The organism is Polaromonas sp. LjRoot131, from assembly GCF_964252805.1.
Lineage (GTDB): Bacteria > Pseudomonadota > Gammaproteobacteria > Burkholderiales > Burkholderiaceae_C > Polaromonas.
Genome location: NZ_CAXUPF020000004.1, coordinates 387,142 through 401,462 on the forward strand (window position 1 = coordinate 387,142; position 14,321 = coordinate 401,462).

10 protein-coding genes are annotated in these 14,321 nt (G+C 66.3%); 5 read left to right on the forward strand and 5 right to left on the reverse strand.

The genetic code is table 11. The features are described 5' to 3' along the window. Positions 1-42 precede the first annotated feature (42 nt). Together ACSQ27_RS19305 and ACSQ27_RS19310 are read right to left on the reverse strand one after the other, a co-directional pair. The gene (locus ACSQ27_RS19305) at positions 43-2,685 is read right to left on the reverse strand and encodes a beta strand repeat-containing protein (RefSeq protein WP_436157098.1); all 2,643 of its coding nucleotides are present in this window, start codon (positions 2,683-2,685) and stop codon (positions 43-45) included. A gap of 62 nt (positions 2,686-2,747) precedes the next feature. Continuing rightward, positions 2,748-3,248: a hypothetical protein gene (locus ACSQ27_RS19310; RefSeq protein WP_436157099.1), complete on the reverse strand. Its 501-nt coding sequence runs from the start codon at positions 3,246-3,248 to the stop codon at positions 2,748-2,750. A 1,145-nt stretch (positions 3,249-4,393) separates the two neighbouring features. Between ACSQ27_RS19310 and ACSQ27_RS19315 the strand changes: the two genes are divergently transcribed. Continuing rightward, positions 4,394-5,230 (forward strand): creatininase family protein, encoded by an 837-nt coding sequence (locus tag ACSQ27_RS19315; protein ID WP_436157100.1) that lies wholly within the window; start codon positions 4,394-4,396, stop codon positions 5,228-5,230. Here the strand turns inward: ACSQ27_RS19315 and ACSQ27_RS19320 are convergent. Together ACSQ27_RS19320 and ACSQ27_RS19325 are read right to left on the reverse strand one after the other, a co-directional pair. Next, positions 5,227-6,648: a hypothetical protein gene (locus tag ACSQ27_RS19320; protein ID WP_436157101.1), complete on the reverse strand. Its 1,422-nt coding sequence runs from the start codon at positions 6,646-6,648 to the stop codon at positions 5,227-5,229. The two genes, ACSQ27_RS19315 and ACSQ27_RS19320, sit on opposite strands and share 4 nt — an antisense overlap. Continuing rightward, entirely contained in the window at positions 6,648-7,934 is a 1,287-nt protein-coding gene (locus tag ACSQ27_RS19325) for an SPFH domain-containing protein (protein ID WP_436157102.1), read from the reverse strand. The genes ACSQ27_RS19320 and ACSQ27_RS19325 overlap by 1 nt, the downstream gene beginning before the upstream one ends. A gap of 223 nt (positions 7,935-8,157) precedes the next feature. Here ACSQ27_RS19325 and ACSQ27_RS19330 point away from each other — a divergent pair, with 223 nt between their 5' ends. The 4 genes from ACSQ27_RS19330 to ACSQ27_RS19345 all read left to right on the forward strand — a co-directional run bounded on the left by ACSQ27_RS19330 (position 8,158) and on the right by ACSQ27_RS19345 (position 13,120). Then, positions 8,158-8,883: a response regulator transcription factor gene (locus ACSQ27_RS19330; protein WP_436157103.1), complete on the forward strand. Its 726-nt coding sequence runs from the start codon at positions 8,158-8,160 to the stop codon at positions 8,881-8,883. Continuing rightward, positions 8,880-11,009 (forward strand): ATP-binding protein, encoded by a 2,130-nt coding sequence (locus ACSQ27_RS19335; RefSeq protein ID WP_436157104.1) that lies wholly within the window; start codon positions 8,880-8,882, stop codon positions 11,007-11,009. Before ACSQ27_RS19330 ends, ACSQ27_RS19335 begins: the two co-directional genes overlap by 4 nt. Positions 11,010-11,210: 201 nt before the next feature. Beyond that, positions 11,211-11,669, forward strand: coding sequence for an Lrp/AsnC family transcriptional regulator (locus ACSQ27_RS19340; RefSeq protein ID WP_436157105.1), 459 nt, complete (start codon positions 11,211-11,213; stop codon positions 11,667-11,669). 113 nt (positions 11,670-11,782) lie between these two features. Beyond that, positions 11,783-13,120, forward strand: a complete 1,338-nt coding sequence (locus ACSQ27_RS19345) for a PQQ-dependent sugar dehydrogenase (protein WP_436157106.1) — start codon at positions 11,783-11,785, stop codon at positions 13,118-13,120. Positions 13,121-13,129: 9 nt separating this feature from the next. On the opposite strand, the gene ACSQ27_RS19350 is transcribed toward ACSQ27_RS19345, so the two are convergent. Further along, a complete protein-coding gene (locus tag ACSQ27_RS19350; protein WP_436157107.1) occupies positions 13,130-14,290 on the reverse strand; it encodes a hypothetical protein in 1,161 nt (386 codons plus the stop codon). Positions 14,291-14,321: the final 31 nt, after the last annotated feature.

Below are 14,321 nucleotides of genomic sequence, written 5' to 3' on the forward strand. Positions count from 1 at the left end.
CGGGGAAGCTTTCGCTTCCCGCGCAAGAGGGTCAGTCCCGGATCAGGGGTTGATACGCACGCCGAACGTCACGATGGCGGACTGACCGGGGGTCAGGGTGCCGATCGTGGCGGTGACGGTGCCGGCTGCGGCCGCGGCTGGGCCGGTCACCGTACCCACCGTGCTGGCAGCGGCGCTGCTCAGCGTGGTGTAGCTCGGTGTCGCGTCGGACACGACGACGGAGGTCGCATTCGCGGATCCCACGTTGGTCACCGTGATCTGGTACAGCACGCACTGGTTGGGACGGGCGCTCAGGGTGGCCGCCGCGTAAACCGTGCCGCCGTTGGGGCCGGCGCAGGCCGTATCCAGGGATTGCGCCTTGGACAGGGTCAGGTTGCCGGCGATCACGGTGGTGCTGTCAACGGCGGTGGCCACGGCGGGAACCGTCGTCACGTAGCTGCCGTTGCTGGTGGTGACCGTGATGGTCGTGGCATCCACGGCGCCGGGGGTCGCGCCGCTCGGTGCGATCACCTTGTTGAACACGGTGATGGAAGCGCCGGGAGCCAGGCCCGCGGGCAGGACACCCGCGGCATGCAGGGTGCTGCTGATCTGCGGATCGGTCGCGTCGAGCACGCCGTTGCTGTTCGCGTCGTAGTACAGCGCGGAAGTCCAGCCGGCCTGGTTGTCGGCGGCGGACAGAGTCACCGTGCTGACCGTGCCGTTGCCTTCCAGCACGTTGCCGGTGTTGGTCAGGGTATGGCTGTAGACGTAGGAACCGCCGGGGTAGGTCTGGCCGGCGCCGTTGGGCGTCAGGGTGACCGAGCGAACGGCGCTCACGATGACGGCGTCATGCAGCGTGTCCGAGGCGTTCGAGGTGGGCGACAGCGTGCGGAAGTACAGCTGCGTGGTGCCTGCCGCGAAGCCGGCCGGCACACCCACTACCGCGCAGACCACGACGTTGCCGCCGGCGGCCACGGAGCCGGTGTTGGTGATGGTCGCGCCGGTGGTCGAGCAGTTGCCCGCGCCGCCGTCGGCACGGAAGCTGACCGTCCAGCCGGCCGGCAGCGTCACGCTGGCGAAGGTGTTGACCGTGCTGGCGCCCAGGTTGTAGCTGTCCGGCGAAGGGCCGGTGTTGTTGGCCACGACGGTGAACACCGTCGAGGCGCCGGGGTTCAGCGTGTTGGTGACCTGCGCTGCGCCTTCACCGTTGGCGAACACGCCCACGCCGGGAACACCCACCGCGGTCGGCAGGTTGTTGGTGGCGTCAACCGCGGAGTTGGCCACGGCGGTCAGTTGGTCGTTGGTGGTGGCCGTCTTGGTCGGGTCGAACACGGAGGTTGCCGTCTTGGCGACGATGAACGGCGCGCCGGTGTTGGTCGCGTTCGGCGGCAGCGTGGCCTTGAGGATCACGTTGTAGGTCGCGCCTGCGGCCAGGGGGCCGGTGTCGACCGTGCCGTCGCTGTTGGTGTCGACCAGCGGCGTGACGCCGTCGCTCTTGAACAGCTGGAAGGTCGTGCCGGCCGGGAAGTTACCCGAGCTCAGCGTGATGTTGAAGGTGTCGGAGCCGTTGCCGGTGTTGGTCACCGTGTTGGTGAAGCTCACCGTCGAGCCGGGTGCGGCCGGGCCGGGCACCGTGGTGCCGGTCAGCGTCACGGCTGCGGTCTGCAGCACCGTGAAAGGCACCGTGTTCGAACCACCCGTCACCGTGGCGGCGCCGTTGTTGTAGGAGGTCGTGGCGGTGTTGTTCAGCACGCCGGGTGCGGTGCCCGCAGCCACGGTCACGCCGAAGCTGATGGTGCCCGACTGGCCGGCCGTCACCTGGTTGAGCGTGACCAGCAGGGTCTTGGTGCCCAGGGTGTAGCCCGAAGTCAGGGTGTTGGGTGCGGAGCCGCTGGCGCCGCCGCTGTCGCTCAGCGCCGTGGCGCCGGTGACGCTCCAGCGTGCGGTGCCCGCGGTGTAGGTCAGGCCTGCCGGCAGAACGTCGGTGATCGCCACGGCGGTGGCCGTGCTGTTACCGGTGTTGGTATAGGTCAGGGTATAGGTGATGGCCGTGCCGGCGGAGCCGCTGGACACGCTGGCCGACTTGGTCAGCGTCACGACGGCGTTGGTCGTGGCCGTGGTCACGTCGGTGTTGGACTGGGTCTTGGTCGGGTCGAAGACGCTGGTGCCGGTCACCGTGATGGTGTTGGTCTGCGCCGCCGTGGCCGTGCCCGGGAGCGTGGCAACCACGATGTACTTGAACTGGCCGCCCGCGGCGACTGCGCCGGTCGAGGTGATGGCGGGGCCCGTGGGCGAACCGCTGCCGTTGTCGGCGAAGATCTGCACGCTCGCCATCGAGAAGCCACCGGTGTTGCTGGTGGTCAGGCCGAAGCTGTCCGTGCCGTTACCCGTGTTGGTCAGGGTATGCGGGTAGTACACCACGCTGCCCGGCGTCGCGTTCTGCGCGCCGTTGGCGGCCAGCGTCAGGCTGGCGATCTGCTGCACCGTGGTCTGCACCACGTTGGAGGTCACCGTGCGCGTCACGCCCGATGCATCCGAATACGTGGCCGAAGCCTGGTTGCTGATCGACGTGCCGGCGGGCGGCGGTGCGGCGTGTGCCGCCATACCGGCCATCGCCAGCGCGAAGGCAACGAACAAACCCACAATCCAGTGGGTGAAGAAGTGCGGCAGCCCTAAGGGCCGCGGACTCGGGGGGTTGGCATACATGGCGTATTACTCCTGGCTACAAGACAACGGTGAATCGACAGACAACTAACAAGAACTGGGAATCAGGGTTTGGCCGCCGACACGACGGCCGGCGAATCGATGCTCACGCGCAGGCTGACCACCGAGGTGGCGCCGGCGGGCAGGCTGCCGATTTCCCAGCGCAGGGCGCGGTAGTCGGCCAGAGGCACGGGCTCTTTGCGCGTGCTGCCGTCAGCCTGCTTGACCGTGCGGGTCAGCGGCATGGGCGCGAAGGTGCTGCCGTCCGTCGAGGCCTGGGCCTGGGCGGGCTGGTCGCTGGCGGCGATGAAGGTGGTGCCCGGCGGAACCGGCACGGTGGCCAGCAGCTTGGCCGCCGCGGCGGTGCCGGTGTTGCGGTAGGTCGCGCTGTATTGCAGGACGTCGCCCGGCTTGCCGTCGCCGGCAGGCTTGAGCACCGGCTTGCCGGCCACCATCTCGACGCGCTGCGCCTGCAGCTGGGACGTCACAGGCGAGGCTTGCGCCAAAACCACCTGCCCCAGGGCGAGGCCGGCGGCAAAAATACAAAACTTCAAAATTGATTTCATGGTTTCACATCCTTTTCGTTACAAATCGGCGGACAACAGCGCCATTGATTGACAGTGCGCGGGAGGCGCGGTCTCTATGCGTTTACAGCTCTTATGGCGTAACTTTATGTTACTGAGTACTGTTTCCTGGCTCGATTAATTCACGTTTCGCCCGAAAACGAGAAAGAAACCAGGATTTCTGTGAGAAAACACCTGGATTCGGGGCAAATCCGAGCCTCACATGTGACTTATTGTAATTTTTCATCAGCTTGATTTACAAGTAGTCACAAGTAGTAAGGGGTGGTTTTTGGGTAAAAAGTCACAGAAAACGAATGTGTGAGGAAATTTGGTTTGGGACTGAGGGGTGAGTTGTTACAAGCGGGCTGATAGGCCGGGTCTTGCGCCGGCCTTTGCGCTTCTGTTCTCTTTGCTGAGTTCTGCTGGCCGGGGGTTGCCCGGCAGCAAGTAACTTTCTTTTGCTTCGCCAAAAGAAAGTCACCAAAGAAAAGGCGACCCGCAGTCTGGGTCCCTCCGCTTCGCTACGGGCAACCTGCGGTGCTCGACTACGGCGGGGTCTCGCGCAAACTCGCTTCCCTCAGACAAGCGCGATCCCTGATCCGCCTACGTCTGCGCTCCTCGGCCCAGCCAGGACGGGGCAATCGGGGTCGGGAGCGGGGACAAAATACAAAGAACAAACCAAGACAAACAAGGACTCGCCGTGGCGAGTCCTTGTTTCTTCAGGTATTGGTATTCCTTCCCCACCCTTGTGGATGCGCCGAGGAGCGGAGGTCCAGACGGATCAGGGCAAAAACTTGTTTGAGCCGAAGGCGAGTTGTTTTTGACCCCGTCTGGACCGAGCACCGCAGGTTGCCCGTAGCGAAGCGTAGGGACGCAGCAACCAGGGTCGCCTTTTCTTTTGCTTACTTTTGGTGTTTGCGTAACTTCGCTTCGCGAAGTGAGCAAACCCCGCGCGCGTAGCGCGCCTTTTGGCGAACAAAAGAAAACCCGCTTTGCGGGTTTCGCTAAAAGTAAGTTGCCGCCGGGCAACCCCCGGCCAGCAGAACCAAGAAGAGACCACAGAGAAAGCACCCCACCAGAACCCAGCCAGGACAGCACTAATAAGAAAGAGCCCCTTCGCCATCGCGCAAATACCCCAAAATACCCCCATGCCCACCCCAACCCCTCCCCGCCACTGGTCCGACCTCAAAACCCCGGACTTCGCCAAGCTGGACCTGGCCCGATGCATCGCGGTGCTGCCGGTGGCCGCCATTGAGCAGCACGGCCCGCACCTGCCGCTCAATGTGGATGCGAAGCTGGTCGAGGGCGTGATAGCAGCCGCCTTGCCGCACCTGCCGGCCGCGCAGCCGGTTCTGTTTTTGCCCACGCAGGCCGTGGGTTTCAGCCCCGAGCACACGCGCTTTGCCGGCACGCTCACGCTGAAAGCGGAAACGGTGATCCGGCTGTGGACCGAGCTGGCCGAATCGGTCGCGCAGACGGGCGTCAAAAAGCTGGTGCTGCTCAACTCACACGGCGGCCAGGTCGGCCTGCTGGACGTGGTGGCACGCGACCTGCGGGCGCGGCTGGGCATGCTGGTCTACAGCGTGAACTGGTTCAACCTGCCGCTCACGGGTGAAGACGGCAAGCCGGTCAACGATTTGTTCAGCGCCATGGAGCACCGCTTCGGCATCCACGCGGGCGAAATCGAGACCTCCATGATGCTGGCGCTCAAGCCGGAGCAGGTCGACATGGCAAAAGCGCAGAACTTCCACTCCACCTCGCAGGACCGCGCCGAAAAATTCAGCATCCTGGGTGACGGCCGCAGCGCCAAGCTGGCCTGGCAGATGCAGGACTACAACCCCCACGGCGCCGCCGGCAATGCCGCTGCCGCCACCGCCGACAAGGGCCGCGCCCTGCTGGGCGCGGCGGGCCGCAGCCTGGCGCGGCTGCTGATCGAGATCGACCAGCTGCCGGCCGATACGCTGAACAACAAGACCGCGTTCTAACGCAGGATCACCGTCTGGCGCTTCCACGCGGCGTCCTGCCAGCGAAACGCGGCAAGCGTGCCGGGGTCGCCGGCCTGTTTCTCGGCCGTCAAGGTGTCCAGGCGCGCCACTTCGAAGCTGCGGCGCAGGCGCCCGGCAATGCGGGTCTCGCGGGCCAGCAGCATTTGCGGCGCGCCGCGCACCCAGCCGGCGAATTCCACATAACCGAGCTCGGGGTCGTTGCTGGCGGGCGGCAGCACATCAATGCTCCACTTCCCGGCGCTCTTGCGAAACACCCACAGTTCGCGCCAGGCGTCCAGCGGCTGCACCGCGAGCGCCAAAGCCTGGCCGTCCGGGTGGGCGCTGGCGGAAGCCGTCCACACAATGCCGTAGGTGCAGCGTTTGGCCACGGCCTCCTTGCCGGGTTTGCCGTCGGCCTTGTTTTCATACAGCGCCACGCAGGTTTCGCCGGCCTGGCCCGTCTCGGTGGCCAGGGTCAGTTTCGCGAAGCGGGGCAGCGCGGTCTCGGCGGCCCAGCGCGAGGCACCCACACGGATGGCCGCGTCGTTGTAGTCCTGGCGGTCGTTGTCTGTCAGCTCCAGCTTGTTCACCGCGGCGAGTTCCGCCAGCGCGCGTTGAGCAGCGGCCGTGGGCGCTTCGGCGCGGCGCGCCTGCTCAAAGGCCAGGCTGGCAAACACGCCGGCACGGCGCAGGCGCAAGCGGTTTTTGCTGACTTCGGACAGCTGGCTGAACTGCGCGGCGCTGATTTTGTCCAGCACCTCGGCGCGCCACTGGTCTTGCGCCAGGCGCTCCTGCGGATGCAGGTCGGGGCTCATGCAATCGGGGCGGGTCACGGCCAGGGCGGCGCGGGTGCGCTGCTCCGCATCGGAGGGCAGGGCCAGCACGCGGCGAAAAGCCTCGCCGTTGTAGCAAAGCTGCATGCTGCCGCCCTGCTCATAACCCTTGAAGCCCACGCCGTAAAAAGAGGCCACCTCCATGTGCGCGGAGATCACGTCGCTGGTGGCCTTGCCGTGTTTGATGGAGGCGCGGCGCGCCAGGCGCTCGGCCATGGTGCCCAGCGCATCAAAGGCTTCGGCGCCTATGGCCTCGGCGGGCGCGGCCTTGAGGTAGGCGGCGGTGTAGGCAATGCCCAGGGCTTCGGCGCCCGGGCTCTCGCGCAGGAAGCGCAGCACCGACAGCAGCTGCGGTGCATCTTCGGGTTGCAGCGAGACGCTGCGCACCTGGCTGATGTGGATGAAACCCGCGCGCTCGCGCCTGTGGTCGTAGACCTGCAGGTAGTCCATGCGCCGGCCGCGGATCTCGAGCGCGTCGCCCTGCCACAGTGCCGCCTGCTGCGCGGCCGAATCGCGCGGCGCGGCGCGCAGGGTGGCCTGGTCTTGCGTGACGATGGCCAAAGTCAGGAGTGCGGTGGTGATCATTATTCGGCCTCTTCTTTGTTGTTGTCTTCTTCTTGCGTGCCGGCGCCGCGCGGCGCCTGCGCCACGGTGCGGCCGGCCTTGGGCGCGCCGCCCAGCAGGCCCGCCCCCACAAAGCCGCCGCTGGTGGAGGGCGGGGCGATGATGACGGTGATCTTGTCGCTGAGCTTGTCGGCCATGGTTTTCTGGATCAGCAGCGGGTGTCGTGTGATCAGCACACCCTCGCGCGCCATCTGCTCGCTGTTGATCTTGCCCACGCGGTCCAGCCGGTAGGCTTCGGCGTCCGCCAGCTTCTGGCGCGAATCCGCCTCGCCCGAGGCCTCGATGCGCCGGGCCTGGGCGCTGCCTTCGGCCGTGCGGATGCGCGACTGCTTGTCGGCCTCGGCTTCAAGCTGGCGCTGCTCGATCTGCTTTTGCTTGAAGGGCAGTACGTGTTTCATGGCCTCTTCCTGTGCTTTGGCGGCGATCACCTGTTCGCTGGCGGCGGCTTGCGCGTTGGTTTCGCGGCGGACTTTTTCAGCCATCGCGTCCAGCTCGGTTTCCTTGACGCGCTTTTCCTTCAGGGCCAGCGTGTAGCGCATCTTTTCCGTGGCCAATTCTTCAGCCAGCAGATTGTCCATCCCGTGGCGGTAGTCGGCGGGCAAGTCGACCTTGCCCATCTGCACCGTGCGCAGCAAGATGCCGTCGGCCGCCAGCTTGGGTTTGAGTTCGGCTTCGATGAGCTGCTGGATCTCGGCGCGTTTGCTCGAGAAGATTTCCCGCACGGTGTAGCGGGTGAAGGTCTTGTAGATCACGCCCTGCACGGCGGGCTGCACGATCTGGCCGGCGATGTCGTCGGGCAGGTTTTTCGACAGCGCGTTGACCTTGGTCGGGTCCAGCGCATAACGCACCGTGAGGTCCACGCCCAGCGACATGCCTTCGACCGACTGGAAGGGCGAGGGGCCGTCGGCGCGGCTGCTGCCTTCGGGGCGATACACCTGGTCGCGCAGCGAGAAGGTGCGCACTTCATGCAGGCCGGGCAGCAGCAACAGTGAGCCTTCACGGAATTCATCGACACTGCCGGTCAGTTGGTTGGTGCGTATCGCCACGTCGCCGCGCGCCACCGACTCCATGGGAGGGTGCACCCACAGCAGGTAGCCGGCGCCGGCCGCCACCGCGGTGGCGATCATCAGGCCGCCGGCACCGGCGACGCGCTTGACTCCCGTCGCGGCGATACGGCGGGTGCCGTGCACCCCCCTGGAAAAGATGGCGCGCAGGCGCAGGGCGATGCGGGTGAAACGTAAATTCATGGTGGGCTCCTCCGATGGTTTGGCGAGAGGCACGGACTGTGTTCTCTCTGGCCTCCATTGTTCGAAGCGGGCCCGGAGCATTCAACGAGGCCACGCGGTGTCTTTGCGCGCTGCGGCGGGCGGCAATCGTCCGCCAACGGAAGAAACACTCACACGGCCGGGCGCGGCCCGCACCCATAATGAAGCCAGCCCCTACCCCCACCTTCCTACTCCGCACGCCCTCATGACCAAAATTGCCGTGATCGAAGACGACCTGCCGATGAGCAGGCAGCTCAAGGGCTGGATTGAATCGGCCAGGCCGGGCATACAGGTCGACCAGTGGTTCAACCGAGACGACGCCGAAGCCGCCATCGCCCGTGAAGGCTACGATGCCGTGGTGCTGGACATCGAACTGGGGCGCGAACGCCACGCCGGCGTGGCCATCATCAACGCCATCAACAAGCAGCGGCAGGGCACGCCGGTGCTGGTGGTCTCGGCCATGCCGGCCGCCATCTACCGCAGCATCATGAAAGCCCTGGACGCCTGGGACTACCTGCAGAAAACCACCTTCGAGGAAGCCGACTTCATCGAGACCTTCCTGGACATCCTGCGCAGCGCCAAGACAAAACCCACGGGCAAGGCGCCCGCAGGCGACAGCCAGGAGCTGCAGCTCGACCCGCTGCGCCAGAACACCGCCATCTGGCGCGGCCAGCGCGTGAACCTGCCGCTGACGGCGCAGCGCATCCTGGCGGCGCTGCACGCGCGCCGCGGCGAGGTGGTCAGCTATGACGACCTGTACCTGGTGGTGAAAAGCGGGCGTAACCGCGACAACATCCGCAAGCACGTCAGCACCATACGCGACGCCTTCAAGGAGATCGACGCGGCCTTCGACGGCATTGAAAACGTCCCCATGCGCGGCTTTCGCTGGGCCGAAGCGGACCAGGCCGTGCGCGGCAAGGGCCAGGCGTGAAGCTGCCCACCAGCCTGGGCGTGGAGCGCCTGCTGCCGGCGCGCGTGCCTTTCGGCCTGCGGGTTTTCTTTCGCGGCGCTTTTTTCCTGCTGGGGCTGGCCACCATCGCGCTGGCCGTCGCCGTGCTGCAGGACGAAAAAGAACGCAGCTACCGCAACTACCAGGACGGCTTTCGCAAGAACCAGGCGCAGATCGCGGCCAAGCTGCGCCACCCCACCGGCCAGCTGGTGCTGCTCAATCCCACGGCCTACGACCATGCGGTGACGCCGCTGCGCCCGCTGGTGCTGCCGTTTTCGGCGCTCGATTTCGACGACCGCAACAAGGCCCAGCAGGCGGTGGAAATGGCCGGCTGCCTGGTGCAATACCCCGATGCAGCCTCGATGTGCGTGGCGGTCGGCAACAATCCCTTTGCCGGCGGCTTTCTTTACGCCGTGGGCAGCTTCAACAGCGGGCCGCTGGTGTCGCACACCTCGGGCACGCTGGACTTGAGCCAGGCGCACCGCGCCCGCATCACGGTGGACATGCGCGGGCAGCGCTACCGCTGGATCGCGCCTTTCCAGGTGATGGACGAAGGCCGCAACGCCTCGCCCTTTGCCAACGCCAGGGGCCGCCTGGTGGGTTTTGCCGATGACGGCCCGATCACGCCGGCCAGCCGGCCGGTGCGCGATTTTCGCGGCTGGCTGTGGCAGGACGGCCGCTGCGTGGACGGCGCGGCCGCGGGCGCGGATTGCGCGCGGCGCGCCTTCGTCAGCGTGCGCCTGCCGGTAGAGCTGTTCCGCGAGGCCTTGTTTGCCAAGGGGCCGGCGGGCATCGTCTGGCCGCCGGCCGACCTGGACCAGATCAAGGTGCAGGTCGAAATGCTGGCGCCCGGCGAGGGCCAGCCCCTGTTCGACAGCAATGCCCCGGGCGCGACCGCACCTTTTTCGTGGTCCGAACTGACGCCCCTGCTGCTGCCCGGCGAAAAGCTGCGCATACGCAAACTGGGCGCCGCCGGCGCGGGTACCGACGTCGTGGCGTTGTCGGGCGCGGAAGCCGCGGAGCGCTCCTCGCCGCTGATCGCCTGGCTGATACGCCGGCTGCAGGTGGAAGGCTACGACGCGCCCGTCACCAGCACCGACATCATCAGCACGCCGCTGGGGCGTTATGAGCTCACGCTGACCGGCGACATCCGCAGCGTCAACAAGGCCCTCACGGCCGTGGCCACCCGCGTGTCCTGGTTTGTCGGCGGCATGCTGCTGGCCATCTTCCTGACCTGGCTGGCGATCGAGCTGCGCATCATCCGCCGCATCACCGAGCTGACCCGCCGCGCCGCCACCGTGTCCAAGGGCGTGCGCGCCAGCGACAGCCTGGCGGCGGTGGACCTGGCCGACCTGCGCGGCGGCGACGAGCTGGGCGTGCTGGCCGGCGGCCTGCAGGACCTGCTGCAGCGCGTGAACGAGGACGTGCGCCGCGAGCAGATCCGCGTGGCCCAGGAAAAAGACACCTGGCACGCGGTCGGCCATGAAATCATGTCACCGCTGCAGTCGCTGATGGTGCTCCACGGCAGCGCGGACGACCCGGCGCACCGCTACATCAGCCGCATGCAGCAGGCCGTGCGTGTGCTCTACGGCAGCGCTTCGCCCAGCGAGGCGTTTGAATCCACCGCGCTCAATGTGCAGACCCTGGACGCCAACGAATTCCTGCGCCACGTGGCGCGCAACGCTGCGGCGGCCGGCATTCCGGGCGTGGCCTTCGAGCCCCTGGCCCAGCCGGTGACGGTGCGCGCGGACGAATATTCGCTGGAAGACGTGGTCTCGCACGTGCTGCGCAATGCCGAGCGTTACCGCCTGCCCGGCAGCCTGATCCGCATCACACTCTCCCTGCAGGCGCAGGAAGGCACGGCGCCCGAAGCGGTGATTGCCATCAGCAACCTGGGGCCCCAGATAGAAGCCGGCATGCTGGGCAAGATCTTCGAATACGGTGTGTCCGGCCTGCCGGATGCCGAAGGCGGCGCGCCGGGCCAGCGCGGCCAGGGCCTGTTTGTCGCCAAAACCTATATGGCCAAGATGGGCGGCACCATCACCGCGCACAACCTGGAAAACGGAGTTTGCCTGGAGCTGCGGCTGCAGTGTGCCGTGGGCGCCTGAGCTGCCAGTGCCCCAAAAATCAGAGCCCCCAGCGAGCGGTAACTTGCTGGGGGCTTTGTCTTGCCAGACGGACCGGTAAGCCCGCTGCCATGGAAGAAGTATCGCCCGGCCGCGACCGAAGAATTTGCTTGATTTGCTGCTGGATTTACCAGATACAGATAAAAAATCTGCAAACCCAGGAAAATCAGATAAATTACCTGAATGGACACTTTAGACCGGAAAATCCTTCAGGTTTTGCAGGCCGATGCGCGCACCAGCCTGCAGGACATTGGCCAGGCCGTGGGCCTGAGCCCCTCGCCCTGCTGGGGCCGCATCAAGAAGATGGAGGAAGCCGGCGTGATCGAGGGCTACACGGTGCGCCTCAATGCGCAGGCGCTGGGCCTGGGCGACACGGTGATGGTGCAGGTCACGCTGGACAGCCATTCCGACAACACGCTGGAGAGATTCGGCGAAACGCTGGCCGCGATTCCTGAGGTGATAGAGGCTTGGCTGGTGTCCGGCGAATACGACTACCTGCTGCGCATCGCGGTGCACGACACCAAGGACTACGAGCGCCTGCTGCGCGAGCGGCTCTATAAGATCAAGGGCATACGCCACAGCAAGTCCAGCTTTGTGCTGCGCACCCTGAAGAAGGCCGATCTCCCTCTGCTGCCGGGCTGAGGCGGGGCCGGCGCTGACAGTGCCCCGTGGGGCCGGCTGACAGCGCGAACCAAGCCTGGCGCGCACACTCGACGGGGCGCCGTGCTGATGCGGCGCGGTACCAGGGAGAATCTATGCGCGCCCCCCATTTTTCCGCCAAACCATGGCTTGCGCCCCTGCTGTGCGCGGCCATCGTCGGCGGCCTGGTGGCCTGCGGCGACACCGCCCTGCTGCCGCCCGAAGCCGGCATGGGTGCCAACCCCACGCTGCCCGCGCCCCAAAAAAGCCTGATCCCCACTGTGAACATCGCGCCGGCCAAAGGCTGGCCCGAGGGCCAGATGCCCACACCCATGGCGGGCCTGGCCGTGACGGCGCTGGCCACCGGCCTGGACCATCCACGCTGGGTCTATGTGCTGCCCAACGGCGACGTGCTGGTGGCCGAAAGCAATGCGCCGCCCAAGCCCGAAGACGGCCAGGGTCTGCGGGGTTGGTTCATGAAAAAGATCATGGGCCGGGCCGGCGCCGGCGCGCCCACCGCCAACCGCATCACCCTGCTGCGCGATACCGACGGCGACGGCAAGGCCGAAAGCCGCAGCGTCTTCCTGGAAAACCTGAACTCGCCCTTCGGCATGGTGCTGGTCGGCAACGATTTTTACGTGGCCAACACCGATGCCGTGGTGCGCTTTCCCTACCTGCCGGGCCAGACCAGCATCACCGCGGCACCCGTGAAGCTGGTGGACTTGCCGGCCGGCCCCATCAACCACCACTGGACCAAAAACATCATCGCCAGCGCCGACGGCAGCAAGCTCTACGTCACCGTGGGCTCCAACAGCAACGTCGGCGAACGCGGCATGGAAGCCGAAGCCGGCCGCGCCGCCATCTGGGAAGTGGACGCCAAAACCGGCCAGCACCGCGTGTTCGCCTCCGGCCTGCGCAACCCCAACGGCATGGGCTGGGCGCCGGAGACCGGCGCGCTCTGGACGGTGGTCAACGAGCGCGATGAAATCGGCAGCGACCTGGTGCCCGACTACCTGACCTCGGTGCGCGACGGCGTGTTCTACGGCTGGCCCTACAGCTATTACGGCAGCCACGTGGACGACCGGGTGCGCCCGCCGCGGCCCGACCTGGTGGCCAAGGCCGTGTCGCCCGACTATGCGCTGGGCTCGCATGTGGCGCCGCTGGGCATGGCGTTTTCCGAAGGCAAGGCCTTGCCACCCTTGCTGGCCACGGGCGTGTTCGTCGGCGAACACGGCTCCTGGAACCGCGTGCCGCACAGCGGCTACAAGGTGGTGTTTGTGCCCTTCCAGAACGGCTTGCCTTCCGGCCTGCCACTCGACGTGCTGACCGGCTTCCTGAGCCCCGAGGGCCATGCCTACGGGCGGCCCGTGGGCGTGGCGATGGACAAGCGCGGCGCGCTGCTGGTGGCCGACGATGTCGGCAATGCGGTCTGGCGCGTCAGCGGCGCCAAATAGCGAAGGCCTTCAGGCGGGGGGCAGGATCATGTCCGCGGTGCCCGGGCATACCCAGCGCGGGTATTCGCGTGAGGTGTCTATGCAGCCGCCCGACTGGTAGACGCCCTTGGGCTCGCGCATGCGCAGCATCAGTTCCAGAATTTTCGCAGTCTCAAGCGGATCGGCGCTGGAGGCCTTGACGCCGGCTTCGACAATGCTTTCGTTGATGCGCAGTTCGCCGGCTGCGTCGGTATAGGTCGCGTGCCGCCAGTGGAACAGTTCCAGGCACTTGGCGGTTAGCGTGTAGGGCTGCTCGCGTTTCCAGAAATTGGTGAACAAGCCGTTGCCGATGTAAAACACCCAGGAGCCTTCGTAACCCGAAACGTCCGAGGAGTGTTCATCGGGGTTGCGGAACCACAGGCGATCGCCGGGTACGTAATATTTGGGCGGCAAGGGTTGCTCCATCGAGCCGTATTCGCGCAGGAACACGTCATGGAATTTTCCCGACATGATGGCGCGCCGTTCCCAGCGCTGCTGCAGGCCGGCCAGCAGCGGCGGGTTGCAGATTTCGAGCTCCTGCGCGATGGCCAGCAGGATCACGTACTCGGTCGCGCGGTAGCAGGAAAAGGAATACAGCTTGCCGGAGGCCTCGGGCTGGGTGGCTTTTTGCAGGGCGGGAATCAACGCATGGCCGGGCCGCACGGTGAAGCCGTCGTCCTCGGAGTAGGTCCAGCAGTCCTCGGGCCGGTTGACTTCGGTGGTGTGGAATTCCAACGCCGTCTTGCGCGCCGCCAGCACGATGTTGCGGCGCACGCGCACCGCCGAGGCCAGTTCCTCATGGCTGGGAAATTCAAAGGCGATGGGGCTCAGCAGCATGGCCAGCAGGATTTCGCGCTCCAGGTCGTCGGTGCTGCTCACGGTGTCGAGTTGCAGCTTTTCGGCCAGGCCCAGGGTGTCCAGGCCGGGCGCCCATTGCGCGGCCAGGCCGGCTGAAAGGCGGAAACGCCGCACCACGCCGGGGCGGTTGCCTGCCGCCAGTTCCCCGGTTTCCACGGCGTCCTGCAAGCCCAGCCGCTCCAGTTGCACCAGAAAGCCATAGCTCGCCGCGGCCAGCGCGTCGGCTGTGGCGGCATGAAGGAATATGCCTTCGATGACGAGGCTGGCAAGGCTGGGAGTGGGGGCGGCGCTCATGGTGCCGCAAAGTATCTTTGCTTGCCGTGAT

Excerpts from the sequence above, each read along its gene's own strand:
- ACSQ27_RS19305 (WP_436157098.1), bottom strand. The coding sequence starts at position 2,685 with ATGTATGCCAACCCCCCGAGTCCGCGGCCCTTAGGGCTGCCGCACTTC.
- ACSQ27_RS19310 (WP_436157099.1), bottom strand. The coding sequence starts at position 3,248 with ATGAAATCAATTTTGAAGTTTTGTATTTTTGCCGCCGGCCTCGCCCTG.
- ACSQ27_RS19315 (WP_436157100.1), top strand. The coding sequence starts at position 4,394 with ATGCCCACCCCAACCCCTCCCCGCCACTGGTCCGACCTCAAAACCCCG.
- ACSQ27_RS19320 (WP_436157101.1), bottom strand. The coding sequence starts at position 6,648 with ATGATCACCACCGCACTCCTGACTTTGGCCATCGTCACGCAAGACCAG.
- ACSQ27_RS19325 (WP_436157102.1), bottom strand. The coding sequence starts at position 7,934 with ATGAATTTACGTTTCACCCGCATCGCCCTGCGCCTGCGCGCCATCTTT.
- ACSQ27_RS19330 (WP_436157103.1), top strand. The coding sequence starts at position 8,158 with ATGACCAAAATTGCCGTGATCGAAGACGACCTGCCGATGAGCAGGCAG.
- ACSQ27_RS19340 (WP_436157105.1), top strand. The coding sequence starts at position 11,211 with ATGGACACTTTAGACCGGAAAATCCTTCAGGTTTTGCAGGCCGATGCG.
- ACSQ27_RS19345 (WP_436157106.1), top strand. The coding sequence starts at position 11,783 with ATGCGCGCCCCCCATTTTTCCGCCAAACCATGGCTTGCGCCCCTGCTG.
- ACSQ27_RS19350 (WP_436157107.1), bottom strand. The coding sequence starts at position 14,290 with ATGAGCGCCGCCCCCACTCCCAGCCTTGCCAGCCTCGTCATCGAAGGC.